24 protein-coding genes and 1 riboswitch are annotated in these 26,993 nt (G+C 52.0%); of the genes, 6 read left to right on the top strand and 18 right to left on the bottom strand.

Going from position 1 to position 26,993, the window contains the following annotated elements:
* Positions 1–37 precede the first annotated feature (37 nt).
* The 7 genes from O77CONTIG1_RS18055 to O77CONTIG1_RS18030 all read right to left on the bottom strand — a co-directional run bounded on the left by O77CONTIG1_RS18055 (position 38) and on the right by O77CONTIG1_RS18030 (position 6,469).
* Positions 38–1,030, bottom strand: a complete 993-nt coding sequence (locus O77CONTIG1_RS18055; RefSeq protein ID WP_156435441.1) for an SIS domain-containing protein — start codon at positions 1,028–1,030, stop codon at positions 38–40.
* Between the two features lie 35 nt (positions 1,031–1,065).
* Positions 1,066–1,920: a glycosyltransferase gene (locus O77CONTIG1_RS18050; RefSeq protein ID WP_068513395.1), complete on the bottom strand. Its 855-nt coding sequence runs from the start codon at positions 1,918–1,920 to the stop codon at positions 1,066–1,068.
* Between the two features lie 189 nt (positions 1,921–2,109).
* Positions 2,110–2,601, bottom strand: coding sequence for a glycosyltransferase (locus tag O77CONTIG1_RS18045; protein ID WP_068513392.1), 492 nt, complete (start codon positions 2,599–2,601; stop codon positions 2,110–2,112).
* A gap of 172 nt (positions 2,602–2,773) precedes the next feature.
* Entirely contained in the window at positions 2,774–3,298 is a 525-nt protein-coding gene (locus O77CONTIG1_RS25690; protein WP_225894799.1) for a transposase, read from the bottom strand.
* Between the two features lie 163 nt (positions 3,299–3,461).
* Positions 3,462–3,920: a transposase family protein gene (locus O77CONTIG1_RS25685; protein WP_197673228.1), complete on the bottom strand. Its 459-nt coding sequence runs from the start codon at positions 3,918–3,920 to the stop codon at positions 3,462–3,464.
* A 40-nt stretch (positions 3,921–3,960) separates the two neighbouring features.
* On the bottom strand, positions 3,961–4,659 hold the full coding sequence (locus O77CONTIG1_RS18035) for a hypothetical protein (protein ID WP_068513390.1): 699 nt from the start codon (positions 4,657–4,659) through the stop codon (positions 3,961–3,963).
* 136 nt (positions 4,660–4,795) lie between these two features.
* Positions 4,796–6,469, bottom strand: a complete 1,674-nt coding sequence (locus tag O77CONTIG1_RS18030; protein ID WP_225894614.1) for an ABC transporter ATP-binding protein — start codon at positions 6,467–6,469, stop codon at positions 4,796–4,798.
* A gap of 1,008 nt (positions 6,470–7,477) precedes the next feature.
* On the opposite strand from O77CONTIG1_RS18030, the gene O77CONTIG1_RS18025 reads away from it, so the two are divergent.
* The 3 genes from O77CONTIG1_RS18025 to O77CONTIG1_RS18015 all read left to right on the top strand — a co-directional run bounded on the left by O77CONTIG1_RS18025 (position 7,478) and on the right by O77CONTIG1_RS18015 (position 13,490).
* Complete coding sequence (locus O77CONTIG1_RS18025; protein ID WP_172799722.1) at positions 7,478–9,466, top strand: right-handed parallel beta-helix repeat-containing protein; 1,989 nt, start codon at positions 7,478–7,480, stop codon at positions 9,464–9,466.
* A gap of 286 nt (positions 9,467–9,752) precedes the next feature.
* Positions 9,753–11,138: an SLBB domain-containing protein gene (locus O77CONTIG1_RS18020; protein ID WP_225894613.1), complete on the top strand. Its 1,386-nt coding sequence runs from the start codon at positions 9,753–9,755 to the stop codon at positions 11,136–11,138.
* 237 nt (positions 11,139–11,375) lie between these two features.
* Complete coding sequence (locus tag O77CONTIG1_RS18015; protein ID WP_172799721.1) at positions 11,376–13,490, top strand: GumC family protein; 2,115 nt, start codon at positions 11,376–11,378, stop codon at positions 13,488–13,490.
* A gap of 196 nt (positions 13,491–13,686) precedes the next feature.
* Here the strand turns inward: O77CONTIG1_RS18015 and O77CONTIG1_RS18010 are convergent, their stop codons facing one another.
* From O77CONTIG1_RS18010 to upp, 6 genes are all read right to left on the bottom strand, one after another.
* Positions 13,687–14,013, bottom strand: coding sequence for a hypothetical protein (locus tag O77CONTIG1_RS18010; protein ID WP_068513380.1), 327 nt, complete (start codon positions 14,011–14,013; stop codon positions 13,687–13,689).
* Between the two features lie 213 nt (positions 14,014–14,226).
* Positions 14,227–14,622, bottom strand: coding sequence for a DUF4278 domain-containing protein (locus O77CONTIG1_RS23770; RefSeq protein WP_084782815.1), 396 nt, complete (start codon positions 14,620–14,622; stop codon positions 14,227–14,229).
* Between the two features lie 34 nt (positions 14,623–14,656).
* A riboswitch (Glutamine riboswitch) is annotated at positions 14,657–14,743 on the bottom strand.
* 81 nt (positions 14,744–14,824) lie between these two features.
* Complete coding sequence (locus O77CONTIG1_RS18000; RefSeq protein WP_084782814.1) at positions 14,825–15,436, bottom strand: 2'-5' RNA ligase family protein; 612 nt, start codon at positions 15,434–15,436, stop codon at positions 14,825–14,827.
* A 21-nt stretch (positions 15,437–15,457) separates the two neighbouring features.
* Complete coding sequence (locus O77CONTIG1_RS17995) at positions 15,458–15,928, bottom strand: hypothetical protein (protein WP_225894612.1); 471 nt, start codon at positions 15,926–15,928, stop codon at positions 15,458–15,460.
* A gap of 291 nt (positions 15,929–16,219) precedes the next feature.
* Positions 16,220–17,020 carry a hypothetical protein gene (locus O77CONTIG1_RS17990; protein WP_068513377.1) on the bottom strand — a complete coding sequence of 267 codons (801 nt, stop codon included), beginning with the start codon at positions 17,018–17,020 and terminating at the stop codon, positions 16,220–16,222.
* A gap of 375 nt (positions 17,021–17,395) precedes the next feature.
* Positions 17,396–17,974 (bottom strand): uracil phosphoribosyltransferase, encoded by a 579-nt coding sequence (gene upp, locus O77CONTIG1_RS17985; protein ID WP_068516804.1) that lies wholly within the window; start codon positions 17,972–17,974, stop codon positions 17,396–17,398.
* Between the two features lie 424 nt (positions 17,975–18,398).
* Between upp and O77CONTIG1_RS17980 the strand changes: the two genes are divergently transcribed.
* The 3 genes from O77CONTIG1_RS17980 (at position 18,399) to O77CONTIG1_RS17970 (ending at position 21,547) form a co-directional block, all read left to right on the top strand.
* Positions 18,399–19,658 carry a GTP cyclohydrolase II gene (locus O77CONTIG1_RS17980; protein WP_068513373.1) on the top strand — a complete coding sequence of 420 codons (1,260 nt, stop codon included), beginning with the start codon at positions 18,399–18,401 and terminating at the stop codon, positions 19,656–19,658.
* Between the two features lie 294 nt (positions 19,659–19,952).
* Complete coding sequence (locus tag O77CONTIG1_RS17975; protein ID WP_068513370.1) at positions 19,953–20,525, top strand: DnaJ domain-containing protein; 573 nt, start codon at positions 19,953–19,955, stop codon at positions 20,523–20,525.
* A gap of 2 nt (positions 20,526–20,527) precedes the next feature.
* Positions 20,528–21,547: a hypothetical protein gene (locus O77CONTIG1_RS17970; protein WP_068513367.1), complete on the top strand. Its 1,020-nt coding sequence runs from the start codon at positions 20,528–20,530 to the stop codon at positions 21,545–21,547.
* Positions 21,548–21,736: 189 nt separating this feature from the next.
* Here O77CONTIG1_RS17970 and O77CONTIG1_RS28135 read toward each other — a convergent pair whose 3' ends face one another.
* The 5 genes from O77CONTIG1_RS28135 to O77CONTIG1_RS17950 all read right to left on the bottom strand — a co-directional run bounded on the left by O77CONTIG1_RS28135 (position 21,737) and on the right by O77CONTIG1_RS17950 (position 26,674).
* Positions 21,737–22,390, bottom strand: coding sequence for a flavin reductase family protein (locus tag O77CONTIG1_RS28135; protein WP_317134138.1), 654 nt, complete (start codon positions 22,388–22,390; stop codon positions 21,737–21,739).
* 38 nt (positions 22,391–22,428) lie between these two features.
* A complete protein-coding gene (locus tag O77CONTIG1_RS28130) occupies positions 22,429–23,472 on the bottom strand; it encodes an FprA family A-type flavoprotein (RefSeq protein WP_317134137.1) in 1,044 nt (347 codons plus the stop codon).
* A 186-nt stretch (positions 23,473–23,658) separates the two neighbouring features.
* Positions 23,659–24,204 carry a phosphate-starvation-inducible PsiE family protein gene (locus O77CONTIG1_RS17960; protein ID WP_068513364.1) on the bottom strand — a complete coding sequence of 182 codons (546 nt, stop codon included), beginning with the start codon at positions 24,202–24,204 and terminating at the stop codon, positions 23,659–23,661.
* A 106-nt stretch (positions 24,205–24,310) separates the two neighbouring features.
* Positions 24,311–24,892, bottom strand: coding sequence for a Uma2 family endonuclease (locus O77CONTIG1_RS17955; RefSeq protein ID WP_068513362.1), 582 nt, complete (start codon positions 24,890–24,892; stop codon positions 24,311–24,313).
* 54 nt (positions 24,893–24,946) lie between these two features.
* Positions 24,947–26,674, bottom strand: coding sequence for a diflavin flavoprotein (locus O77CONTIG1_RS17950; protein WP_068513359.1), 1,728 nt, complete (start codon positions 26,672–26,674; stop codon positions 24,947–24,949).
* Between the last annotated feature and the right edge of the window lie 319 nt (positions 26,675–26,993).

The following is a 26,993-nucleotide window of genomic DNA, read 5'->3' as shown; positions in this document are numbered from 1 at the left end:
ATTTCCTTTTAGAGGAACAACTTGTTTATAAGCCACCCTACAGACCACTGCGAAGCAGGTCGTGGAGGCGCAGCAGCCCTAAGCAATACACTTGGTCATTAACTACAGGCAGCACTGAAATCTGCGAGGGACGATCTTCCATCAGCCTCAGGGCATCATAGGCCAGGGCATCAGGGGCGATCGCCACAGGCTGCTTGGTCATGATGGTTTCCGCCGTTAGGCTTGCCAAGGCGGTCGGCTCTGTCCGCTGCATCCAGCGCCGCAAGTCTCCATCCGTCACCAGTCCTACCAGTCGGTTCTCTGTATCTACGATAGACACTGCCCCCCGCACCGCCCTTTGGTAAATTGCGGTAACCACCTCTATCCAAGAGGCGTTAGGCAGGAGCTTGGCTTCGCTAGAACCTTCAAACATCAAGTCTTTGACTTGCAAGGTCAGCCGCTTGCCTAAGCGACCAGCCGGATGGTTAATTGCGAAGTCTTTTTCCGTCACCCCTCGCATCTGCATGAGGGTCATCGCGAGGGCATCACCAATCGCTAGGGCAACGGTCGTGCTGGTGGTCGGGGCCAGGTTCAGCGGGCAAGCCTCTCGGGCAACTGACGCATCCAGCACCACGTCTGCCTGGCGCGCCAAAGTAGACGCCAAATTGCCCACCAGAGCCATGATAGGGACGCGGCGGTGCTTTAGGTGAGGCAGCATCTGAACTAGCTCTTCTGTCTCACCGCTGTTGCTTAGAAGGATAACGACATCCTCCGGCGTAACTGCCCCCAGATCTCCGTGTAGAGCTTCGCAAGGATGCAGGAAAAAGGCGACCGTGCCGATGCTCATGAGCGTCGCAGCAATCTTTTGGGCGACAATGCCGGATTTGCCCACACCGGACAAAACCACTTTGCCTTTGCATTCCTGCAACAGCGTTAGGGATTGCTCGATTTGAGCGAAATCTAGCCGCTCAGCCGCTTGATGAATGGCGCTGGCTTCTAACTTGAGAAGCTCAGCCATCTGATGAACAGGGATAGCCACAGTCGAGATCATGATACCGTCCTAACTTGAGGGGAATGAATAAGACTCTAGGCAGGCTGCACCTTTAGCAGGTTTTGCATGGAGGCTTTTGTAAAGCTAAAAACTCGCTTTAGGGCTGCTTTGCACTGGGGGGGCGGCGAATTGCCCTGGAGAATATCGCGCCGCACGTAGGAGCGAACCAGACTGAGTTCGATATCTTGGTCGGTGATGAAACCAGCGGCGATCGCCTCTCGAAAATGGCGAAACCACAGCTCACCGTAGGGATGATCGGGGGCTTTCCAAGGCTGCCGATAGAGGTCGGTGTAGTGAATTAACTTAGTCGTGCGATCGTAGTAATCAAACGAATTCCACGCTGGATCGAGCTTGCCAATCTTGAAGGGATGATGCTGCAAAAAGGCAGGACTCATTTGAGATAAATCCCTTTCGGTATACAATCCTTGCTCGATTTCCTGATAGTAGCACTCCAGGTCAAAGCGAGCCGTTTCACAGTTAATTAGCATAACGCTCAATCCCCACAGGCTTTCACCCAAATGGCTGTAGGAATCGGCTTTTGTCAAGAAGTTATACTCTCCCAGCGGAGTATCGAACAGCTCCCCAATGTCGGCCAAACAAATCGTGTCAGAGTCAATATAGATGGCCTTGCCCTGGTAGTTACAAATCTGGGGAATCAGGTAGCGATATAGGCTAAATTCGGTCGTATTCCGATACTTAAGCTTGAGAGAGAGGGGCGCTAAAAATGGTTCTTCATCGTTTAGCTCAATGGAATTGTGGGTGCCGTTGAAGACGTAGATATCTAATGCTCGCTGAGTCGTTTTTCGCAGGGAATAGATAGAAACCTTCCGCTCTAACAGGCTAGCTTCACCTGAGCCAATAAACACTCGAATTCGCTCTTGATTCCCCATGATCCTCTCTACTCGGCTGAGGTTGACAGGTAAAATATCGCTAAAACCACTTCCCAATTTAGAAACCAAGCCCTTGCATGGCTATCCAGCAGCTTTATATCAACATTCAGCCCCCGAGCCGCAAATCCGTTGAAACTACGCAGAAACCAATAAAAGCTTTAACTGGATGAAAACTTCATGTCGAGTCAGCTATTTCCTGACGCCCAACGCCTTTAACGGTGATAGAATCAAGCGCTTAGCCACTGATAGACGGGGGCGGATATCCCGACGAATCATCAGCTTCCGTCTTGACCCATAAAAGGGCAGCATGGGAGCAAGGTCTAGTTTTGTATCCGTTGAGTCCAAGATTGCCTCCAGCAGCCTAATCCAGCGCGTGAGAATGACCGCACGCTGGAGATGGAACCACTGGGCTATGGCAATAGCTCGGTGCTGGATTTCAAGATAGCGGAGCGGATCCGCAACCAGCCATTCGACCCGATGAACGATATCCTGCGGACTCCGCAGCACCAGTTCTGGGAAAAACCTCATGCAATCTGACATACCGTGGTCATCGGAGGCAATTACAGGCACACCACACGCCATGCACTCCAGTGGAGATGCGGGAAACGCTTCGGTATAGCCCGTCGGATTCAGGATTGCTAGGTCACATTTCTGGATAATGTCAAACTTTTCTTCGCCCAAGTTGCCATAGAAAATGACTAAGCCCTGGTGAATATCCTCCTCTGGAATAAAGTTGAGAATGGCTTGAGCATAGTCGGAAGAAGTGGGGATCAGCCCAGAATCAGACCTTAAACCATAGGTTCCGGCAGAGTCAATAACGTGGGTTCTCCCGTCAGTACGGTGATAACTTTATTTAATCAGAGAAGCAGGCTAATAGTCTTTCTCGAAAATTGTTGAAATTGACAAAGCCATAAGCTTGCCGTTTAATCAATTTAATTCGGTTGTTGATTCCCTCCATTGCGCCACTCGTTGTGCGATTCCGAAAGTAGTTGCTAATCCCATCTAAATGGTTACGAATCGTTGTGCTTGCTTCTCTATAGACGACTCGCGCTTTATCGAGCCACCCTTGGATCTGACGCTTGCCTTCCTCAACGGTTAATGGTTGTTCATAAATCGCGCGAAACTCTTCTTTCCACTCATAGGCTTTTCCTAATCGCTTTGACCGTTTCAGAATCTCTTCTAACTTTGTCTGTTCTTCTGCGGTTAAATCCTTGCCATGCTTGAGCAAAATGAATTTGCTACCTCGGTCTGATACACCCGATTGTCTACGAATTTTATTTAACTCCTCATTGACTAATTTCATGACATGAAAGCGGTCAATCACTACCACGGCATTGGGAAACACCCTCTTGACTACCTTTGGGAATCCTCCCCACATATCCACGCTACCTCTTCAATTTGGCACGCACTTAGGGTGCTGCTTCAGGGTTTCAATAATGTCTTCCTGTTGGTGCTGTCAATCACTTCAATCAATTTCCCGGTCTCAACGTCGCCGATAACGGTGGGCGAAGTTTTGATGCCCTTTCCGCTTGCTGATTTCATCAATCCCAATGCGTTTGACTCCTGCCCATCCGTGTTTTTTTCTGTGCATACTGATGCTTGAAAATCCCTTCAATGCGCTCAAAGCTTAACCCTTCTACGCGACCCACTTGCTCCATACTTGACAGTTGTACTTGCTGGTAAATATGCTCCTCATAGCGTCGAGTGTACTGCCGTCCTGCATCCATAAATGTCAATGACTCAGTAAAATAACGTTGACAATCACGACAATAAAACTGACGACGAGGAATTTTCAAATAAGTGACTTGACCAAAAATCGATAGGTCTCGAATCAAAATCGGACGGTTTTGATGCAACTCTGAACTTGATTGCTTACAGTGTGGACAGCTAGATTCTTGATTGAGCAAGCGCAACTTTAAGTACACTTCATTGTCTTTTTGAATGCAACTTTCAACCGTAACGTGAGGGAAGTTAAGCAATCTATCAAGATGTATGTCCATTGGCGCAATCCCTGACTGAAAGTATCATATTATACGATTTTCACCCCGGATCCGGAAGAGCCATAACGTGTAGCTGCACCATAGGAAAACGATCTTTAAGTCCTTTCCACGCTTTAGCAAACTCCAAAAAACCTTTAGCAAGAACCAGAGCAACCAGAAAGACAATATTGAGTTTTTCTGGGTCGATGGTTTCTCGCCGGTCTGTATCTGGATATCTGGGCGCAATAAAAATATTTTGGATCTGATAAACCCTGGCATTGAGGCGTTTGTTGGAGTAGAACTGATAAGTGCCAACACAAACAATTGCTCTGGGAGTAAGCTTGAAGACTAAACTCGCTGCTCCGACATCAAAAGGATGGTGACTCCAGCAGACCAATCGCGCCTCAAACTTCTTTAGAAGGCTAGGGTCAACGCCGTTGAGGAAGGAGGCTGTTGCAAGAATAATTGCAGACTGTAGGTGGTCTTCTAAAAGTGCTAAAGCTTTGAAGAAGTCAATCGCTTCGTCGAATATTTCCTGTTTAATATTTTGTGTGGCGTTTTCAAGCTGAACTTCGGAGTTGCTGACTAGCCTCACCTGCCAGTCAGGATATGCTTCCGCAAGATGCAGCGCTAGAGAAATAGAAACAAACTGCGTGCCTCCAACGCCTGGATTACTGCCAAATCGTGAAAAACGCTTACCCTGAATCGCTTTAGAAAACACTAAAATGTAGATTGTTTTTTGGGCGAAAGTACTATTCATGTTGAGGCCCAGATGAGGAGCAAATCATTATGAGTCAAGCTAATTCACATTGAAGCCCCTGATTTGCCGTAGCTCAAAATAAGATTGTCCCTGGAGCTATCATCATCCTTCGGCAGTACTTAGGCTGGAGAGACTCCTATTTCACCACTTCAGCGTACTTGCCAGATTTAACAATTCTCCCCTTCTCTAGCAAATAGATGCGATCGCAATGTTCAACAGTAGAGAGTCGATGGGCGATAAGAATAATAGTCTTCTTGCCAGAGAGGGCTTGAATGGCTTGGCTGACCTTCTTTTCAGTCTCGTTGTCGAGGGCAGAGGTTGCCTCATCTAGCACTAGAATTTCCCGCTCGTGATAAAGGGCCCGGGCAATCCCAATCCGCTGGCGCTGCCCTCCTGAGAGCATCACTCCCCTTTCTCCAACACGAGTATGAATGCCCTGGGGAAGCTGGGCTACTAGTTCTTGGAGTTGGGCAGCGGCGATCGCCTGCTGCAATCTTCTTGAGTCAATCTGATCATCTGGAACCCCAAAGGCAATATTGCGCTCAACAGTATCATCTAATAGAAAAATAGACTGAGGAATGTAACCTACTAAGTTCTGCCAGGCTCGAAGATTGCGATAAATAGAGACCCCATCGACCTTAATATCACCCCACTGAGGCGTTAGTAGCCCTAGGATAATATCCACTAGAGTAGTCTTGCCTGCACCAGATTTACCGATAAAAGCAACAGACTCACCTCTCCGAATTTCCAGAGAGATTCCATCAATAGCAGGTTTAAGCTTTTCAGAATAGCGGTATGAGATATGGGAGATTTGAATTCGTCGATTGAAGCTCAGAGTTGCAGGCTGAGTTTCAGATTTCAACCTGCCACCATTTAACGCAGCGTTACTATGCCGTCGACCAAACTGCTTCTCAATGGTAATTAAATCTGAATACAGGATATCAACAGCATGTTTTGAGCTTTGTAGGCTTCCAAGAACCGAAACCAGTTGAGTCAGCGCAGGCAGCAGGCGAATAGAAGCCACTGCAAACACACTCAGGCTAGAAATCAAGTCACCTATACTGCGGGATAGAAAAAGTTGGCTAATACCAATAAAGGAAACAATAAAGACGATCAGAACTGTCTCGATTAGGATTCGAGGTAGCGTATCAAAGCTATGAACCAAAACTTCGGATTGAGCAAATTGATGGGCGTATCTCTGCATCTCTTGCTCGAAATAAGGCTCACAGCCGATAACGCGAGTTTCCTTAAAGCCTCCCAGTCCATGGTTAAGCGTCACAATAATTTTTTGCAGGGACTCTGAACTATTCTTTCCCCATCGTCGGAGACGACCTCTCATCACATAAACCAGCAAAACTACCGGCAGGAGGGTCGTCAGCAAGCCTATCAATAGCAGCAAATCAGTCGCTGCCATAAGCCCTAGCAGGAAAACCAGCACCGTAAGATTTGAGGTGCCATAGAGCAAAGGTATCAGGATAGTAGTTCGAAAGCTCTTGGTTTCATAAGCAATGTTTTTGACTAGCGCGGAAGAATTTTTAGACAGGAAGTAGTTGTAATCACTGTAGAGATAAGCTCTGTTTAGGCTCTCAATCATAGAGGCAAGTTGAAAGTTGCCAAACCTAAGAATATAGAACTTTGATAAAAAGTAGAGAATAGATTTAAGAATAAAAAGTATGCTAATCAGAGCGCAGAGCAAGAAAATGAATTGCTGACTAGATTGAATACCCAGAAGAGTATTAACCCGTTGAATAATAGGATTTTCTTGGATTAAATCAGGATTTGAAACGATGCCAAAGAAGGGAGAGAGCATGCCAATCCCTAGCGTCTCCATGAAAGATGAAACTGTAAAAACAAAGATCAGAAATGGGAGTTGTTTCCTGGAGTCGCCTAGTATGTACCAAACCTTCTGGAAGTACTTGGGCATCAGCGCTTTTGACCTAGACATGGGTTGCGTGCCTTTGCTAGCTTTTGGCAGTGAGAAGGAAAAGCTCAATACAGAGTTGAGAAGATGGTGCCCTTGAAATTCTATTATGCTAAAGCACTAGATTGCATCTCAATGGACAGGAATCTATCAAACCTTAATTAGCTTCTGAATAATCAGAAGCTTCCTTAAAATTTCTCAGATTTATCCGGATTGAACACTAAAGCAGTGAAGAACTTAAGCGAACATTTCAGCACTCTAGCCATTTAGAAAAATACTCTTTCTTTTCTACTTCTTGCTTCGAGGTTATAGCCCGGGCAATGTGGCTTTTTATACCATGACGCAGCAAGGCTCTGCTTGTGCATAAGAAGTCTTACGTCGGAACTGGCAGGACAAGAAATCAAGACTGAATCTCATTTAGGGTTTTTCTGCAGAGGATTTGATCCTCGCGTCAACGTACCTGGTTAACCCAAAATAAACAGTTTTCAGATGCCTAGAGAAAAGTCAAAAACAGAGAAATTACAAAGAACAATTGAAATCAGTCCCTTCTCCCCTGCAAAATAAAGCCCGTCAAGGCAACCTTATCGTAGAGCAAAAAGGATCGCCTCTTATCTCAATCTTGATTGTCGATATGAGTCTGCAATTCATTCATATACCATGCGGAACTCTTACAAGCTTCTTTTCCTAGCAGTTCTAATCGGGATAATTGGGATGAGCTTCCTGAAGTCTTCCCTTCTGCTGACAAGTTCTTCCGAGCAGTCCTCACTGAAACCAACTGTCAGCGATTTATCTTGGACATTAGCATTAGCGGATTGCACAGTTACAATTAGCCCGCCTATAGAGGGCTTGTTTAACCCAGAGGAGATAACCCAAAAGCTTCAAAGTCCTGGTGTCAGCGTGTGTCTTAGGGGTGGAACCTATTTTCTATCCCAACCGCTGCGGCTGACGGGTAATGAAAGCGGCACTGCTGAACGTCCAGTATTGATCAGCAGCGCCCCTGGGGAAACTGCACGACTGGTGGCGGGGCAACCCATTCCGGCTTCTGCATGGACTGCGATCGCCAATCCGGCAGAACGGGCTCGCTTGCCTGAAGCAGCAAGAGATCGAGTCTTGCAAGCGGATTTGAAGTCCTTGGGAATTACAGACTACGGTCAGATCCAGCGTCGAGGAACCTACACAGAACCAGACACAAGCCAGCTTCATCTGGAACTTTTTCAGGATGGTGAAGCGCTGACGCTGGCACGCTACCCCAATCGACATCCCAGAGAGGGATGGATACAGGTTCAGGGCTTTCCAGAGGGTCTCAAAGGCAAGAAGTTTCAGATTAAAGGCGATCGCCTTGAGCGCTGGAATGTCGATGATGCATGGGTCTATGGCAGTTGGTCTAATACTTGGTCGGACGACACAATCAAGGTCGCCAGCATTGATGCCAACGAGAAGACCATCACCCTCACGGAAGCACCATTGCCCTTTGGCTTTAGCGAGGATGAAGGTGAGCCGTTCGGTCGATTTTTTGTGTTCAACCTGCTCGAAGAACTTGATCAGCCAGGGGAGTGGTACCTCAATCGCGCCACAGGCATCCTCTATGTTTACCCGAAACCTTCCCCTCAGCCGCCCGAATTCATCATATCTATGCTGGAAAATGCGGTTGTTTTTGAGCCAGGCGCTCACCACATTAGCCTCCAGAATGTGGTAATCGAGGCTAGCCGGGGCACAGCAGTACGGCTGGAAGGCCACCATCTGAGCCTAAGGGGCTGTGTAGTTCGTAATGCAGGGGGCAAGGGCGTAGTTACGACCGGCGAGAATATCACCCTGCTTTCCAATGACATCTACCACACTGCCGCAGGCGGGATTATGCTGGACGGTAATCGAGAGAAAGGTAAGCTTTATCAGCCCTCCCACAACCTAGCTCAGAATAACCGCATCCACGATGTGAACCGCTGGGAGCGCTACTACCGCCCCGCTGTGGATTTGGAGGCTAGCGGGGGACAACTGATTCATAATCTCATCTACAACCACCCCCACATGGCAGTTGCCTTTGGGGGCAGCGATCATCAAATGGCTTGGAATGAGATTCACCATGTTGTAATCGAGACAGAAGATGCAGGCGCATTCTATCGCGGTCGCAGTTGGGTCAACCGAGGCCATGCAATTCGGAACAACTACATTCACCATATAGGACGGTATTTCAATCCTGTTCAGGCTGCCGAAGATGCCGATACTGGAATTGTCTACGGCCCCTTTACCCAGGACGAGTTTGGCGACATTGGTATTTATTTTGATGATCGAGATGCGGGCACGACCGTCGTGGGGAACGTCATCCATGGGGGTACGGTGGGCGTTTGGGTCGGGGGTGGCCACGATCAAAAAATCATTGGCAATATTTTGATCAAAGCTACGCGGGCAGCCTTAAGGATTGACACGCGGGGGTTAATCAATACCTATTGCACCCTAGAAAATTACCAGACGCCTGATTGCAACGATGAGCTGTATCGGAAGACGATGGAGCATAATCCGCTGCAACCGCCGCTAGCGACCAAGTATCCTGAGTTGGCGAAAAAGCTGCGCGAAAATCGGGATATGCGATCGCCCCTTGACAATCAAGCAGTTCATAATCTCGCCGTGAATACCGAAAACATTGATTTCCGATTAATTCCTTCGCAGCAGTCCTTGGTGGACGAAAACAATGACTTTAAGCAGCAAAACAACCCACAGATTTCAATCGAGATAGATAGCGATGACCCTAGGGCGATTGTCTCCGCTATTCCCAGAGAGTTGCTGCGAAGAACGCAGGTTCCAGAGAAATTTTGGGAACAAGTAGGTTTACAGGAAGATGCCTATCGAGATAAAAGCGGAAACCTCAAGCTTACTCTCCCTGCTTCTTAACTGCACAGACACCTAGCCAGGGAATTGAAGCACACGTGAGGCATATTTCGGGGCTGATCTGGAATAGTTTATTGCCTGGCTTTGTGTAGATTCCGTGAATTCATCAGGTTTCTCCGGTTTCTTAAGACAAAGTTTAGAAAACCTCAGAAGAGTGTTTCGCCTTTTACTGAGTTAAGGCGTTTTGCTCCTTATCTATAGAGGCTTTGTCGCTGTGCCTATGCTGAAACGCTACATTGCATCTGCTGTTGTGCCGATCCTAGGCCTATTACCTATTGCGAGCAGTGTCTTGCCCGCCTACGCCCAGGCCCAATTCATGGGAACAACGCCAATCGGAGAGGCTGTTTTTGCGGAGGATGCCTATACGCTGGGGCCGGGCGATCGCATTCAAATCAATCTCTTCAGAGTAGAGACCTACAGCGGTCCCCAGCAAGTTTTAGTAGACGGCACCCTCAATCTGCCCCTAGCTGGTACCGTATTCGTTGAAGGACTGACCCTCCAGCAGGCAGCAGCAGCCATTTCCCAGCGCTATGCCCCGTTTTATCGCCGCCCCATCGTCACTGTTAGCCTCCTCGCTCCCCGCCCTCTCCGCTTCAGCGTTTCCGGTGAGGTCGCCCGACCCGGTTCCTATGTGGTAAGTCTTGCGTCGGGCAGCGGTGGCGCTGACCTGTCTGCCGTAAGGCTACCAACCTTGACCAGCGCGATTAGAGATGCGGGCGGGGTCAAATCAGCCGCCAATGTGCGTCAAATCCAGATTCGCCGAACTCGCCGAATAGGTCCCAATCAGAGCACCTCGCAACTAATTACGGTAAACCTGTGGAACCTACTGCAACGGGGAGACTTACAGCAGGACATCACCCTGCGCGATGGGGACAGTATCCTCATTCCAGCGGCTCGAACCCTGAATTTGGCGGAAGCTCGCCAGCTCGCCAGCGCTAATCTCTACGCTTCGGCAAATCGTCCCATCGACGTGGTGGTGGTGGGGGAAGTGAAGCGGCCGGGTAGCCATACTCTCGCGTCTTCAAGCAGCAATAGTGACGCAAATGAACGCCAAGACTTTGTGCCTACTGTCACCCGTGCTATTCAGGCGGCTGGAGGCATCACGGAGGTTGCCAATGTCCGACAAATTCAGGTGCGCCGACAAACAGCTAGCGGAACGGTTCAAACGCTTGATGTGGATCTGTGGGCACTGCTGCAAGAAGGGGACGTTAATCAGGACACCGTCTTACAGAACGGCGATACGGTTCTGATTCCCACTGCAACTGACCTGAACCCAGCAGAGGTAACTGAGCTAGCTACGGCAACTTTTTCACCTGATTCTATCCCAGTTTATGTGGTAGGCGAAGTCAATAATCCAGGCTTGGTGCAGCTTCGTCCCAATACCCCGCTCAATCAAGCCATCCTCGCAGCAGGGGGGTTTAACAATCGGCGAGCCCGCCGCAGTTCGGTAAAGCTGCTGCGCCTCAATCCAGATGGCACAGTGACGGAGCAAACCATCCCTATTGACTTCTCTGCTAGCCTCAGCGCCGCTAACAACCCAGCTCTGCGCGGAAACGACGTAATTGTCGTGGGTCGCTCGGATTTGACTACTTTTTCAGATAGCTTTGAATCTTTGGTAGCTCCGCTTGGCTCGGTCTTTCCAATCGTCAACCTGTTGCGGCTATTTGGGCTGTAGTGGGCTTCCTGGCTCGATTTCGGCTTGAATAAACGAGCCGTGGCCTGCTGTTCTGTCAATTTTGCAAAATCCTCACCGAGTAAGCCGCAAAATAGCGTTCATTCCCTTCAGAGTATTAGTGCCCCCGAATCGCTTTTTATCTACTAACTACCCTAGCAAGCCATGCAGACTCCGCGAAATCCTCGATCTCCTCAACCGAATTCTCAAGAACCCTATGCAGCCAGTCAGAATCTTGCCTTGCCGCAAGTAATTGAGTACGAAGCCCTGGCAACTGACTCCAAAGCTGAGGATGAGTCCTGGAGCTTAGGCTGGCTCTTTGCAACACTAAAGCGCCGAGCGCCGATTATCGCTGGCGTGGCGATCGCCACAACCGCTCTTGCAACCATTCCAATCGTCTGGATTGCTGAAAAAACCAATCCAGTCTATTCAGCAAGTTTTGACTTACTTGTAGAGCCAGTTACTGCTGAGGCGCAGGCCACGAGACAGGCCGCTTCTGCTCAAAACGCTGCTTCTGGAGGCAACGCCCAGCAGTCCGGCTTGGACTACGACACTCAAATTCAGGTTCTTCTCAGCCCTCGCCTAACCCAGACCTTGGTTGATCGGCTATTGGCTCGATATCCAGACATGCCTGCTGAAATTGCTCAGCAGGTTGTTGAGCAGAATTTAGCAGTTGAACGGCTTGTGGTGGAGAATAGCGCAGAAGACGGTGGTACCAAAATTATTCGTGTCACCTATCAAGCCGAGACACCTGAGGATGCGCTAACAGACTTGGAGCAGCTTTCAGGAGTGTACTTGAAGTACGCTTTGCAAGAGCGCCAGACCAGAATTGGTCAAGCTATTAAGTTCATCGACGAGCAAATCCCAATCCTGCAAGCCCAAGTGGATAATCTACAACGCCGATTGCAAGTTTTTCGAGAGCAGAACCTATTGATTGACCCTTCGCTAGAGGGCACCCAGCTCACCCAGCAATCTGGCAATCTAAGGCAACAGCGATTGGATTCCAATGCGGAAATTGCCGCAGAGCGGGCTCGCTATCGGGCGTTAGCTAGCAGTGATCCAATTGCAATTTTGAGCGTCGCGCCGGAATACAGCGCATTGCTTAATCTGTTTCAACAGCTAGAAGGGGAGATGGCAGCAGAGTCAGCTCTCATGACCGACTTGAATCCCGATATGCAGTATCTCCAAGAACGGCGCAGCAATTTGCAGCAGCTCATTAATCGAGAAGCCCAGCGGGTACTTGGCAAGATCGAAGATGAAATTCAGGTGCTGGAAAATCGTCAGCGGGCGATCGCCCAGTCAGAAAATCTTATCCAGCAAAAGATTCGAGAATTGCCTGCAGCCGCTAACGAGTATGAAGAACTACAGCGCAAGCTTAATGTGGCTACAGGGATCTTGACGGAATTTTCGACGCGGCAAAAGGCGCTGCAAGTTGATGCCGCCCAGCAGCAAACTCCCTGGGAACTGATTAATCCTCCCTCTTTGCTGCGAGATGGAACCGGGGAACCCCTTAACGTAGAGAAAGTAAATAAGCAAGCGCTCCTCATTTTGGCAGTTCTGCTGGGCTCAGCTTTAGGCATTGGTGTTGGCATCCTCGTAGAAGTAATGACAGATCGCTATCACACGTTGGAGGAACTGAAGTCTGGCACCAAACTCCCGGTGTTGGGCAAGATTCCGTTGCAACCTGAGCCGATTTTCATAGTCGAGCAACCGCTCTCGCCCCTGTTTCTTGAGGCTTTTCAGGCATTGCTCACCAAGGTGAATTTGCTGAGTGCGTCGCAACCGCTGCGATCGCTCGCCATTAGCTCTGCCACGCCGGAAGAAGGCAAATCTACCGTGGCGCTGTATCTGGCGCAGGCGGCGGCTTCGCTGGGTCAGCGGGTGCTGCTGGTGGATGCCGATTTGCGGCGGCCAACACTGCACGAGCGGCTGAGCCTACCGAATGACCTAGGCTTGACGGATCTGCTGAGCGATAATGATGTGTCGCTAAAGCAGGTAATCCGGCGGCGATCGCCCGACTCATCGCTCTATGTCATCACGGCTGGCTCAATGGCTCCCAACCCCATCCGCCTACTCACTTCGCCCCGGATGCAGGAAGTCGCCCGCCAGTGCGCAGGCCTGTTTGACCTGGTGATTTACGACACGCCGCCGATCATAAACCTGGCGGATTCCAGCGTCATTGCCGCTTACACCAACGGCACGCTGATCGTCGCCAGCCTGGGGCAGCTCCAGCGCAAGCAGTTGTCGGAGGCGCTGGAAAGCTTCCGCGTGTCAAACCTGCCCATTTTGGGGATTGTGGCGAATCGGGTACGAGTCAATGAGAAGATGCCCTATTCGGTCTACACGAGGGTTTAGGAGCGATTTTGGATTTACGATTTTGGATTTGCGATTTTGGATGGTGGATTGAGCCTTGACGGAGATTGCAGCCGTTTCATAAAGATTGGTGCCTGTGTGCTGAGAGAGGCGATCGCAAAACTCGATCGCGTCATACCAGGAGATACTTTCGACAGGGCGATCGCCGCCTTTAAAGCTAGCGTTGGCCGGGTCTGGGTCAAGTTCTCGATTCACTGGAGGCAGTGCCGCCACCGCCCGCATAGAGCCGGGCCAGCAGCACAGTAATGTTGCGCTGCCCCACCTTCTGCGACAGGCGACTACAGCCGTTGAGATATTCTTGGTCTTCAAACAAACCTCGCTTGTTGCGGGCTTTCAGGTAGTCATGCATAAAGCCAGACAGGCTTTTGCCCTCGATCCGCAGCGGCTTCAGAATAGTTTTGGGCAGGTTGCCGAGCCGTTCCGGCAGACGAGAGGTGACGACCAGCGCTTTGGCGGGAAAATCGGCTAGATGTGGCGTGATTTGTTTGCGAGTCTCCTCGCCCATTTCAGAGAGGTGATCTGCAACTTTGCCAATCCCCCTCACCCTAAATCCCTCTCCCAGGGCGGGAGAGGGGGAGCAAGAGTGGCATATCCTGTTACTCCATATTCCCATAGGAAAAGGCACTCCCATCAGGGGGTGCCTGCAACCAGCTAACTTTTAGGAAATGTTTAGGAAATGCGAAGGGCTGGCTGAGCGGAGATGGGAACGGAGCTTGCCCTAGCTGATGCTGACGTGGCTGCGGTCGTAGCTGTCCCAGAAACCGGGCTGCACCTTGCCTTGAATGTGTCCCCAGTATTGGCTCGTGGTTCCGGCATCTAGCCCGACGTTGGCAGCCAAACGGGTCAGCATCGCTTGTTGACGGCGCTTCACCGTTTTGTGGTGATTCATCATCAGCTCCCGCGCTCTCTCTTCGATGGAAACGGGGGCTGCGGGCTGGGTCATAGGTGCCGGTGCAACAGCAGGAACAGTCGCCGCAGGATCAGTTGCAACAGGTTGATTGGTCTGATATTCGTTGCCCCGGAACTTCAGTTCAGTAGTAGTCGGGTGGCTGTTGTTCAGGTTCAGGGGTTGGGGATTGTAGTCGTAAGTGATGCCACGATAGGTGAGTTTCATAGGATTCGCCTCTCTTGTTGAAGGGTAAGGGTGAGGCGCGTTCCTTCGGGATTGCTCCCTACTTCCGTCTCTTTCAGCAGATCAGGCTGGTTGAAGCTGACAGCGGAAAGAGATGAACGATTTATTTTCTGTATCTATTGTTACTGTTTTGAGTTTTTCTGTCAAGGGTTCCTGGCTTGATTGGGGCGAGTTTTTTGAGAAATCACCCGATGGGGCGATCGCCCACGCCGATGACCCCGCCCGGTTCTGTGGACGGACAGGCAGGAGTCAGCAGCGCAAACTCCCGATAAATCTGCCATTGATGCCCGTCGTGTTTCAGGAGCGTCAGGCGATCGCCCAGAAATTTCAAATCCAGCGGGCGTTCTTTCAACAAGGCCCAGGCTTGCTGAAACGTGTGGGGGGTGATATTGCGCGAAGCGACCGTGACGTGAGGCGTAAACCGCCGCCGCTTTGCCTTGGGATCGACAATGCCCAGCGTTTGCTCTAAATGCTCCGCTAGGGCCGCCTGAAGCGCCAACAGGGCCGGAGTCCTTTCGACGTGGATATACAGCACGCGGGGCGAAAACTGGCCAAACCCCAACAGATGCACAGGAACGCTGCTCTGCTGCTGAGCAAAGGCGGCCAGTTCTTCGGTGAGGCGATCGGCGCGGGCCGGCGACCACTCAAACGGCGGCTGGAGCGTGACGTGGGGCGGTGCTTTGGCCGTGTGGGTCTGAAAGCGATCGCCCAATTCCTGAATTACGCCATTGGCATAGTCTTGAATGGCGGGGGGGGGAACCAGGGCAATGAAAAAGCGGGCGGTTGTATCAACCATGTTGGGGAAAAACAGGGGGCACTACATGGCGCTGAACCGGGGGTGCGATCGCAACATTGTGGGTTCAAACTCTTTCGCCCACTGGATAAATGACTCCGGCAGGGCTTCAGAAGTTTGTCGAGTCAGCAGGGCGGTGTAGCGATTCTTTTGCCGCACCACCACTGCCCGATAGTCTGCACCATGAATCACCGCATGACGAAACCCATCTAGCTTCAGCGAAGACATCAGTAGAGACTGCAACCCCAGCGCCTGAAAGATGGTTTGCACCCAACTGACATCACGGCTTTCGGCCGTGGTGAAGTATTCCTTCGGCAGTCCGCTCAGATCAAAAATAGCAGCCCCGATCAAGTCATCGGCGTATTGACTACTGGAGGCTTGGCGTTGGGTCTCTTCCATGAGGGAGCTGCTGACCAGCATCGACGGGGCTTGGAGATGCACGACAGGATGTACAAGCGGCTGTGCAACAGGCGGATTGGCAACAGGGTTGTTCACACCGACTCACCTCAAGCGAAAAGACCACATCCAGAAAGCATCACACTCTCATCATTCCCAATCTAGGAACGGAATCACCGGGGAACGACCGTAGAATTGCCTGTTGCACCGTGAACCTATGTAATGTTTGCATAATGCAAACGCCGCTTAATGTAATGCTTTGATGACGCTTTGATGACGCTTTGATGACGCTTTGATGACGCTGGCGCAAAGGATTTTCGCTTTGTCAGATTTTTTTGCCAGACTCTTTCACCAGCTTTTTTTTGCCAGACTTTTGACAACCCTATCAGATTAAGCGGCCTGCTCAAAAGACGGGCGACGCACCATATACACCACCAGCCCTACAAACGGCACCAGACGGGCGATCCAGCCAATTGCTGGGTTGACCCACTGGCGACGAGCCATGTCATCGGACACCAGCCATCCTTGAAATACCCAAAATACGAGCAGGTCGATCAGGAAAGAATAGGCGAGGCGATCGCCCTGCAATATTTCTACCAGGCTGACCCAGCGCGTCGGCCCGTCGCCAAAGTCAGGGCGGGCTGCTATTGCCCAAATGACGGATGCCAGGGCGATCGCCCCCAGCACCAGCGGCCAGGCTCGGCTTTCGGTGATTCGCTCCAAACGGTTCAGCGGCAGGATCGGCGGCTCTGGGTTGGGTCGCCGCAGCGCCAGCCAGGGCAGATAAAATACGTTCGTCAAAAACGCCGTGCCCAGCAGAAAGGGCAACATCGGCAGCCGCTGCCCGCGGCCATCCGTCGCAAAGCCCCAGAACAGCAGCCCCCAGCCCACGGTCAGGTTGAATAGCGCCTCTAGCCCTGGATGCAGCACCGGCGCTGTCGAGGGAAACAAGGCAGGCAGCACCAGCCCAAAGTTCAAGCTCAGGGCGATCGCCTCTTGTAGGGTGGCCGGCGACGTGTGCAGCAACGACGGCCCCGGCGGCAGATCGCTCAGCAGCACATAGCCAACGTAGATCAGCCACACGAGCCAGACCAGAGGCGAAACCCAGACCACCTGAGAGGGGCGATCGCCCTTGGTCTGCGTTGAAGCATCGCCCGATACACCAGCAGTTTGCGAATCAGAAGTTGGCATCACATCAAATGTGTTCTAGGTACAGGAATCGAGTTTAGATTTTGGATTTTAGATTGGCGATTTTAGATTGCTAGCCCAAGCGTCTGTAAAGCTTTCAGCGATTTCATTGGTCGCACTGTTGGCGCGGATTGATATCTAGAACGGTAAGTTACGCAATGTGCAACTTTCAATCTGCCCTCATCCCCCAGCCCCTTCTCCCAGGTCGGGAGAAGGGGAGCAAAAGAGGCTTGAAGTCCCTCTCCCAGAGCGGGAGAGGGATTTAGGGTGAGGGGGATCGGCAAATGCACATCCTGTGTAACTTAGCTCAGCAAGAAGGCACGTCAGCCTTGCTAGAATGCCCCTTCAAGCCTGGCCGTGGTTCTTGACCCCTGACCCTTACTTCGTGCCATAGAGGCGATCGCCCGCATCGCCCACGCCGGGAACAATGTAGCCATGCTCATCCAGTCGCTCATCCACCGCAGCCGTGTAAATGGGCACGTCGGGATGCTGCTCATGAAAACACTGGATGCCTTCTGGAGCCGCCAGCAAGCAAACAAACTTGATCGACAGCGGATTGGCTTCCTTGAGGCGATCGACGGCGGCGACGGCCGAGTTGCCCGTAGCCAGCATCGGGTCTACAACGAGCATGTCGCGGTGTTCGGTATCGTTGGGCAGCTTCAGGTAATATTCCACCACCGTCAGCGTGGTCGGCTCTCGATATAGCCCGATATGCCCAACTTTTGCAGTGGGAATTAGCTCCAACATGCCATCCAGCAAGCCCTGACCCGCCCGCATGATCGAGACAATCACCATGTTTTTGTCGGCGGCCAGCACGGGTGCTTCCATCTCGGCCAGGGGCGTGCGGATTTTTTCGTACTTCACCGGCAGATCACGGGTGACTTCATAAGCCAGCAGCATGGAAATTTCCTTGAGCAGCCGTCGAAAGTCTTGCGTGTGGGTGTCTGACCGGCGCATCAGGGTGAGTTTGTGTTGCACCAGCGGGTGCTTGATGACGTTAACTTCAGCCGGAAAGACAATCGATGGAGGTTGAGATGGGGGTTGCTCAGACACGATTTTTACCAGACCTTTGACCAGACGCGAGTTTTTGCAGTGCAGCCTGAATTTCTCATGGCCCGATTTTAGTGCATCTCATCAATGGGCGATCGCCCTTCTTGCTCCGTTCTTGCCCGAAACTTGCGATTCCCCAGCCAGGTTCTTTCTTCAGGGCTTTAACGGCTGAGAAATCGGATGCTACAATCTCGCTTTACACAATTCAGCCAGTCTTAGGCCGTCCCATTAGCCAGCCTCAACGTTGCCAACCTTAAAAACGTTGCCAACCTTAAAACGGACTAAAGAACTTGCTAAAGTTTGTGAATCATTCTCAGGGTGTCTTTTCGCTATGACAGACGCACAATCCAAAGCCAAGCCCAAACATATTATTCTCACGTCTCATCGCAATCGCCTGGGAGCCAAGACTACGCCAATTCACTGGGGCGCAGCCGATCCGGTCGAGCGCGGCCCCATCATTGGCTCGGTTCGCAGCACGGCTCAGCGCAATGTAATCGGCACGCACGGCGGTTCCTACAGCGTCTATCGGGCGCTGGCGGTGGCCAGCGGGGTGCTTGACCCAGAGCATCGGGCGGATTTGACGAATACTTCTCCGGTTTCGGCAATTGGCCCCTACGCCAGTTGGAAAGATCCCGAAAAGATTGTCTCGCTTGATCCGTGGGGGGCGATCGCCAGCGAGATTTTTGCGCCCCATTTCCCCAGCGACTACGACATTCGCCCCACCATCGCCATCACCAAGGCGCACATCTTCATTCCGGAACTGCGCGACGAAATCGCCAGCGGCCGTCTGCGGGTAGACGGCAAGATTCTCAAAGAAGACAGCAATTTAGTGGTGACGAAGGCCGCCATCGACCCGGTGTGGTATCTGCCAGGAATTGCCAAACGGCTGGAGGTCGAAGAATGGGAACTGCGACGTATTTTGTTCCAGCAGACGGGCGGCATGTTTCCTGAACTGGTGACGCGCCCCGATTTGCAGGTGTTTCTCCCGCCCATCGGTGGCACCACGGTCTACATTGTCGGCGACGAAACAACCATTGGCGACCCAACCAAGCCGCTGGCCGTGCGGGTGCATGACGAATGCAACGGCTCCGATGTATTTGGCTCTGATATTTGCACCTGTCGCCCTTATCTGGTGCATGGCATTGAAGTCTGCATCCAAACTGCCCAGGAAGGCGGTGCAGGTGTTATCGTCTATTGCCGCAAGGAAGGTCGGGCCCTGGGCGAAGTGACCAAGTTTCTGGTCTATAATGCCCGCAAACGCCAGGAAGGGGGCGATCGCGCGGATGCCTACTTCCTGCGGACGGAGTGCGTGGCGGGGGTGCAGGATATGCGCTTTCAGGAACTCATGCCCGACGTGCTGCACTGGCTGGGCGTGAGCAAGATCGACCGGCTGGTGTCAATGAGCAATATGAAATACAACGCAATTACTCACGCGGGCATCGAAGTTGTGCAGCGCATCCCAATCCCGCCAGACCTAATTCCCGCCGACGCGCAGGTAGAAATCGAAGCCAAAAAAGCATCGGGCTACTATTCCGAAAACGGCGTACTGACGACCGACGCGCTGGCGCAGGTGAAGGGACGGGATTATTAGGATTTTGGTAAGGGTTCAAGGGTTTAGAACAATTGAATTGCAGGCGATCGCGGGCTGAAGGGTGTGGTTTTACAGGCAACCCTGAAACAGCCCGCTTTCGGTATTTGTACGCAGGTAATTGAGTACTATCCACCGAGGTTTTGAAAAACTTGCCAAAACTTGCCAATTTAATCACCAAAATCACAGAAAAAACACAAATTTCTCCTGTTAGGCTTCATGTTTGATAGGGAAATATAAAGATATAGCGTATAGCGCTTCATAACGGCGATCGCGCATCTAGAAGAGGAAGCTCGTATGAGCAGTAACAAAATTACAGCCCGGATCGAGTCCGAGATTCAGCGGTTATCTTCCGAGCATGGCTACAGTGATTCGATTCTGCGAGAATTCGCGCTCTTTGTTCTGACAAAAGAGTCCACAAAATCGAAGACTACTGCAAAGCCGAAGCCACCCAAGGTCAAGAAGCTAACCATTACGCAAGTTAAGCAAGCAATCTACGATCACTTCGGCGTAAAAGACACCAAGGAGCTCAAAAAGTCTGGTGCATTTCAGCTTGCAACTAGCAGCATGGGCAACATAAGCCTTAGCAAGAAAGAGGACTGGGAGCAACTTTATCGGAAACTGATTGGCATTTTGCCCGGTGAAGAAGGCGAATCAGGCTATGGCTGCATCAACGGCATCAACATCTTCAAATACGATATGCCGTGGAAAGCGTTTGGGCTTGATCCTAAAGTCAACTCTACTGAGGATGTCAAAGCTGCCTATCGGGATCTCAGCAAGATCTACCACCCAGATAATTCCGAAACAGGAAATGCAGAAATTTTCGACCGATTGACCGTGTTCTACAAGAGTTTGACCGAGAAGTTCTAAACATGGCAAAAACCTACATCAGAGCAGAAGACTTACTAAAGCTTCTCAAAATCTCTTCCCAGGAGCTAATCGAAATTGAGAAGTTCTTTGATGCCATCCCCGATGATGAGTGGGAATTGGAAGAAGGAAAAGATTATCGAGTGGTTTCGAAGGATGGAGCTAGAGAATATACTCAGTCAGGAGCTTATACCCTTGCTCGATATCTTGAGTCCACCAAGAAACTGAGCTTTTGGGACTCTCTCAAAGAGTGGTTTTTGCATACTAGAGCTAAAATCCGCAAGAGCTTTGTCCGCAAGAAGATTCTGGACAATTGTGCCTCACTAATGCGGCGGAGCGATCAGTATTGGGTGAGCCAAGCAGATGCAGTAGCCATTTTCGGAACCAATATCCAGACGCTTCGCAGGATGGCTGAGTGTACCCAAAAGAGCGATCGCCCGCTAATCAAAGGACAGCACTACCAGGAATTTATTGACGAGGGCGGGATTTTCTACTCTCTGGAAGGCATTTATCGACTTTCTTTGGCATTCTCAACTGAACTCACGCTCAAAAATCGTCGGGACGAATGCCGGGATGTGGGTGAAGAAATTAGTCCTCAAGTCTCGGACATTGTTAAGTTGATTGAGTCTCGTGAGAAGCGGATTTCCAAGTGCAAGGAAGATGCCAAAAAGCGAGACAAAAAGACTTGTCTTGTCACAGGTCAAAAACCGAATCAGTACAATAAATTTAATTTGGCAGCCCATCATCTCTATTCTTCCAACGCATATCCTCACTTGGCAGATAGTTTGGATAATCTAATCACGATCTCCGAAGAGGTTCACACTAGATTTCACCGAGAGTTTATGAGTGGAACAGACAAACCTTGTACGCCCGATGACTTTATTAAATTTGTCCAGCAGTATTATCCAGAGAATAGTAACGTCATCATTTGGCTGGAGGGCCAAAAGCGCAAACTGGGTCACCAGGAGCCTGTAGGTAAGAAAAATAATCACGTTCTCTATCTGCCCCTAAGCCGAATCAGATAGCTTCTAGACTGGCTTCCCCTGAGCGATCGCCCTTGCTGCTAAAGAGCGATCGCTTTTGGTTGTTCTCTAACCTGTTTCGGGGCGATACCCGCTGCGGAATGGGTACGCGCAGCGCTTGCGGAAAATCATGTCGGGAGTGCGTTTTGGGGGGTGTTTGACGGGCAGCGGGCGTTGGAGGATGAGCGGGAATTAATAATACGTTCCCGATTTGCGGTGCTGAACCGCCGTCACGCCCACGGTTTCCAGCACTTTGCCGTTGTCTACGCTGGCGTAGATCAGCCAGTGATCGCCGCACTCCATCCGGTTTTGCACCTGGCATTCTAGATAGGCGATCGCCTCGTCTAGCACCAAACAGCCATTGCTGGCGGGGTGGTGGGCTACTGCCGCGAAGCGGTCTTCACCGGGCTGCATCGGCTTTTGGAAATGGCGGCGCAGGTTGCGACCCTCTTTGAGAATATTCAGCACGAAGCCGTCGCCAGTTTCGGGCAGCAGCGCCTCGGCCTGGTCTTTGGCCAGGGCGATGGTCAGCCCTGGCGGATTGAAGGTCGCCTGCGACACCCAAGAGGTAAGGATGCCGATGTCGGCGGTGCCTTGTTTTGCCGTCATGACGCAGAGGGAACCCGTGACCCGACCAACGGCCTGTTCTGTGCGATCGCTGCGGGCATCGGCGGCGGGCTGGCGCAGGGTGCGACTTTTACGGGTTTTCTTCAGGATTTGGGCAAATTCGGCTCCGGCGGCTTCGCACTGCTGCAAGATTTCTTCGGTCGGCGAAAACTTTACCCGCAGCGTCTCAAAGCCCAGCGTATAGCCCGAATCTTGCAGCTTGCTCTCTAGCAAGTCCACTGCTTCGCCGCTCCAGCCAAAGGAGCCAAATACGCCCGCTAGCCGAGTTTTGGGTGCAGTAGACAGGACGATGCCCAGAGCGGTCTGAATCTGGCTGGGGGGGATGGCCTGCCAAGGTGGGGGGAACCGATGATAAAGCCATCAGTTTTGGCGATCGCTGCTGTGATCTCGTCCGGGTCGGCAAATTCGCAGTTGATCGAGGCCACCGTTACGCCGGCCTGGGTCAGCCCACGGGCGATCGCCGCCGCCATCGTGGCCGTGTTGCCATAGGCGGAGGCATACAGCAGTGCCACGCTGAAGTCCTGCTGATCTTGCTGCTCGCACCAATAGCGATAGTCAAACACCAGACGGCTGGCGCTGTAGCGCACCAACGGCCCGTGCCCCGGAGCCAGAATCAGCGCCGACTGAGTGACTTCGGCCAGGCGATCGAGGGCGGACTCCACCTGCTTAGACTGGGCGGCATGGATGCAGTCGAAATAGTAGCGGCGGTCATCGGTGAGCGATCGCCAGTGTTCGTCATACAGCGCGTCATCACACACATGCGCCCCAAACAGCTTGTCGCTATACAGGATTCGGGTCGCAGGGTCGTAGGTGCAGAGCGCATCGGGGTGGCGCGGCGTGGGCGTGGGGATAAAGTGCAGGCAGTGTCCCTGTCCCAGGTCGAGGGTTTCCTCTGCATTTGCCACCAAAATCCGCAGCGCCTGCTCTGGAAACGACTCCCGCAGCACCACCTCTGCGGCACGGGTGCAGACAAAGGTAATCTGTGCTGCTACTTCGGGGTTGAGCAAGTCCTTCAGCGTAGACAGCCGATTGGGGTTGACGTGGCTGAGAATGACATAGTTGATCCGCTGGAGGTAGACATGGTGCGCCAGCTCCTCGATAAACAGCCCGCTGAAGGAGGCTCCGGGCGGATCGATAAGGGCAATCTGGTCTGCCTGGATCAGGTAGGCGTTGGCAGTGGTTCCCTTTTGGCGGGCGTATTCCACCTCAAACTTGAGTCGGTCAAAGGTGCGCGATCGAAGCACTAGAGTATTTGCACCGACTTCCGCCACTTGCACGTCTTTGGGTCTTAGCTCAGCCATAGGAAATCCTTAGTGTGGCAAGGTTTGGGGACAAGCGAGAAAGGGTTAAGAGAAGAAGATCGCGCTGGGCTACAGCATTCCTCTGCGGAGAAAGGTACGCGCTGCCTCAAAAGAGCAAATAGCCTACAACTGCCCGCGTACCTAACTAACTTCAGAAACGTGATCAGCGTCTCGCGAGGAAAGAGCCTAAGGGCTAGTATCTCTCATCTGGGTGGCCCGATCGCCAGTCCGAGAGGGAAACTCGCCCCAGGCAGCGCGGCGACGGCTAGACACGAACTTTTCTGGGTCGATGCCCTCAAAGGTGGGTGGCAGCCACACCCTGACTACCAGGAGCAGCGCCATCACCACCAAAAAGGCGCAGGCCGAGAGAATCTGCGTAGAAGACGTTTCCAATACGCCGCGCACAATCACTTCGCGCAGCACCGACACGATCGAAACCTCAACTGCCACGCCAATGGACACGCGCTGTTCTTGCAGATATAGATAATCAACAGCCCGAAATAGCTCCACCAAAATCAGCAGAAACAGAATGTCGGCGGTGACTTCTTGAAAATTGAGCGGCGGCAGCAGCGACAGAAACATCTGGCGAATTTGCAGCACCATGAAGCTAAACAGCCCTACGCAGAGCGAAATGACAATCCAGTCTTGAATGGTTTCGAGAGCGTGAACTAGATGATCGCGGGTGAGCCAGGAGAGGCGATCGCCCGAATCAGACTTAAGCGGCGTTTGCATGGAAATCCTCCAGCCTTGGGTGGTTTTTTCCACCTTAGTTCAGCCTGATTTATAGGTAAAGAGTTTTTACATTCAATTAAGTTATACGTAGAATTCAAAATTTCAGTTACTCGAACAGCCAGATTCCCGATAAATCCAGCACAAAACCGGGAAGAAGGCCTTCCTCCGATAGCGATGCAGGGTTTTCCAGGCGTTCTGGCGGGCGATCGCGCCGATACACCTCGACCTGTCGCGTCCTGGGGTCGATTAGCCAGCCCAACACCAAGCCATTTTCGACATATTCCCGCATCTTGGTTTGCAGCATGGGCCAGTCGTCCGACTCGGAACAAAGCTCAATGACAAAATCTGGACAGAGCGGCGGAAACCGCTTGCGATCCTCAGGCGTTAGGGCATCCCAGCGCTCTTGTCGAATCCAGGCTGCATCGGGCGATCGAATTGCGCCATTGGGCAACCGAAAGCCAGTAGACGAGTCGAAGGCAACGCCCAGCTTGGCCGCACGGTTCCAAATGCCCAAGTCTGTAATGATTTCCAGATTTCGGTTTCCGGTTTCTCCGCCTGTGGGTGGCATCAGAATCAGTTCTCCTGTTGCAGACCGCTCGATTCGCACATCTCGATTTGCCCGCGCCAACCGCTCGAACTGCTCGTCGGTCAGTGCGATCGCCGTTCCCAGGTGGAGAGTGAGGTTCATTCACGATTCGGGTGAGAGGGGTTGTCTCTAATGTTGTCTCTAATAATGTTGTCTCTAATAATGGTTACCCACTTTGCGATGGTGAACCGCCGTCAGCGAGTCGGGCTTGGAGACGCGGCCCGTGTCTACGCGGCTATAGACGATCCAGTGGTCGCTGCACTCCATCCGGCTGACGACTTCGCACTCCAGGTAAGCGAGGGCATCGGCCAGGATGGGCGAGCCGTTGGCAGCGGGGTAGGTTTTGATGCCTGCAAAGCGATCGGCACCCGGCGGGAAGCGCTTTAGGAAGTGCTTCATGAGCGGCTGATAGTTGCCTTCTTCCAGCACGTTCAGCACGAAGCGATCGCCCACATGCATGAAGGATTCGATGGCCCGGTCTTTAGCCACCGCAATGGAAATACCCAGTGGTTCCAGACTGGCCTGGGCGACCCAGGAAGCTAGCATCGCGCTGGCGGCATCGTTCTTTTGGGCGGTGATAATGTACAGTCCGCCGCTGAGGCGACCGAGGGCCTTGTCCAGGTCGTTGTCGAGGGCTTTCATCTGCTTGATCGAGCGATCGCGCGTTAGCCATTGCCCCAGGTCGGTTCCAGCTTCGTCGCAGAGTTGCAGCGTTGCATCGGTCGGCGCTTCCTTGATCAAAATCGGCACAAAGGCCTCCGTCAGGCCAATTTCCTGAAAACGATTTCGCAGTGGGTAGACTGATTCGTCATCGCTGCCGCCGCTTTCAAATAGACCGACGGCTTGCTTGGCGTGGGCCGCGGCCAGGATGGTGCTGAGGGCGGCTTTGGTAGAAACTGCATCAGGGCCAGACTGTGGCGGCATCCCAATCACCAGTCCCGCAGCAATGCTCACCAGCACGCTGATTTCGTGGGGTTCTGCCACCTTCAAATCCACCAGTTCCACGGCCACGTCGGTCTTGCTAATACCGTGGGCGATCGCCTGAGCCAGTCGTTCGCTGTGGGCATAGTCAGATGTGTAGAACACGGCGACAGTGGTGGCCGCCTTAGCCTGAGCTTGGCTCCAGTCGCGGTAGAGATCCATCATTTCGGGGACGTGGTGGCGCAGCAGCGGCCCGTGTCCGGTGGCAATGGTCTGAATTTCCGGCAGTTCGCCAATCCGCTTCAGCGCTGCCAGCACCGAACGGGCATTGGGCCCCATTAGGCAGTCGTAATACAGCTTGTAGTCGGCTTCTAGCGGCGCGAGGTCTTCATCGTAGGTGCGCTCGTCGCAGAAGTGCATCCCAAAGGCATCGCAGGTGTAGAGAATCTGCGTCTTGTGGTCGTAGGTGAAAATCGTGTCGGGCCAGTGCAGGTTGGGCGCAGAGACGAATTCCAGCTCATGCCCCTGACCCAAATCGAGGCGATCGCCGCTTTTTACCAGCTTGCGCTCGAAGGGCCGATGCACCAGGTCTTCGAGGAACTGGATCGCCACCTTTGCGCCAACGACGGTGATTTTCGGGTTCAGTTGCAGCACGTCCTTGACCAAACCGCTGTGGTCGGGTTCCGTATGGCTGATGATGAGATAGTCGATCTCGGCGGGATCGATTAGCCCGGTGAGGCAGTCTAGATAAAGCTGGCGGAACTTTTCGTGGGAGGTGTCAATCAATGCTACCTTGTCGCCACGAATCAGAAAGGAGTTGTAGGTGGTGCCGTTTTCTAGAGTGAACTCGATGTCAAAGCGATCGCGATCCCAGTCGAGGGAGCGAATCGCGGTCGTGTCTGCTGCGAGGGGCGCAGTTTGGAGGGTGAGTCGCTTTTGGGCGCGGTCTACCAGAGCCACCATATACCTAGAACCTCCGGGTGATAAACAAAAGTTCTGCCAGAAATAGCAAGATGCAAAAGTCGATTAATAGTGGTCGATTGCGAAAATTCGTTAAGCAACCTGTCTCTATTATCACCCCGCTCCTGAGGGTTTTGTAAACTTTCAATAAGTAAACTTACTTATTAATAAAATCTATATTTTATGATCTATTCTATAGGTTTTATAAATTTTTCTGACTGAACTGCACGACTAGCCATCGCTATTCTTCCAAAAATTCCTGCTTCGGCTCTCAGAAATTGACATAGAATGACGGCGATTCTCCTCATCCTCTAACGCGCTT

The organism is Leptolyngbya sp. O-77, from assembly GCF_001548395.1.
GTDB lineage: Bacteria > Cyanobacteriota > Cyanobacteriia > Elainellales > Elainellaceae > Thermoleptolyngbya.
This window is presented reverse-complemented; position numbering and strand designations above follow the sequence as displayed.

Coding starts and splice junctions, on each gene's coding strand:
- O77CONTIG1_RS18055 (WP_156435441.1), bottom strand. CDS start 1,030: ATGATCTCGACTGTGGCTATCCCTGTTCATCAGATGGCTGAGCTTCTC.
- O77CONTIG1_RS18050 (WP_068513395.1), bottom strand. CDS start 1,920: ATGGGGAATCAAGAGCGAATTCGAGTGTTTATTGGCTCAGGTGAAGCT.
- O77CONTIG1_RS18000 (WP_084782814.1), bottom strand. CDS start 15,436: ATGGTTGATACAACCGCCCGCTTTTTCATTGCCCTGGTTCCCCCCCCC.
- O77CONTIG1_RS17990 (WP_068513377.1), bottom strand. CDS start 17,020: ATGCCAACTTCTGATTCGCAAACTGCTGGTGTATCGGGCGATGCTTCA.
- O77CONTIG1_RS17970 (WP_068513367.1), top strand. CDS start 20,528: ATGGCAAAAACCTACATCAGAGCAGAAGACTTACTAAAGCTTCTCAAA.
- O77CONTIG1_RS28130 (WP_317134137.1), bottom strand. CDS start 23,472: ATGGCTGAGCTAAGACCCAAAGACGTGCAAGTGGCGGAAGTCGGTGCA.
- O77CONTIG1_RS17950 (WP_068513359.1), bottom strand. CDS start 26,674: ATGGTGGCTCTGGTAGACCGCGCCCAAAAGCGACTCACCCTCCAAACT.
- O77CONTIG1_RS17980 (WP_068513373.1), top strand. CDS start 18,399: ATGACAGACGCACAATCCAAAGCCAAGCCCAAACATATTATTCTCACG.
- O77CONTIG1_RS18030 (WP_225894614.1), bottom strand. CDS start 6,469: ATGCTCTCTCCCTTCTTTGGCATCGTTTCAAATCCTGATTTAATCCAA.
- O77CONTIG1_RS17975 (WP_068513370.1), top strand. CDS start 19,953: ATGAGCAGTAACAAAATTACAGCCCGGATCGAGTCCGAGATTCAGCGG.
- O77CONTIG1_RS17955 (WP_068513362.1), bottom strand. CDS start 24,892: ATGAACCTCACTCTCCACCTGGGAACGGCGATCGCACTGACCGACGAG.
- O77CONTIG1_RS25690 (WP_225894799.1), bottom strand. CDS start 3,298: ATGTGGGGAGGATTCCCAAAGGTAGTCAAGAGGGTGTTTCCCAATGCC.
- O77CONTIG1_RS23770 (WP_084782815.1), bottom strand. CDS start 14,622: ATGAAACTCACCTATCGTGGCATCACTTACGACTACAATCCCCAACCC.
- O77CONTIG1_RS18010 (WP_068513380.1), bottom strand. CDS start 14,013: ATGGGCGAGGAGACTCGCAAACAAATCACGCCACATCTAGCCGATTTT.
- O77CONTIG1_RS25685 (WP_197673228.1), bottom strand. CDS start 3,920: ATGGACATACATCTTGATAGATTGCTTAACTTCCCTCACGTTACGGTT.
- upp (WP_068516804.1), bottom strand. CDS start 17,974: ATGCGCCGGTCAGACACCCACACGCAAGACTTTCGACGGCTGCTCAAG.
- O77CONTIG1_RS18035 (WP_068513390.1), bottom strand. CDS start 4,659: ATGAATAGTACTTTCGCCCAAAAAACAATCTACATTTTAGTGTTTTCT.
- O77CONTIG1_RS17960 (WP_068513364.1), bottom strand. CDS start 24,204: ATGCAAACGCCGCTTAAGTCTGATTCGGGCGATCGCCTCTCCTGGCTC.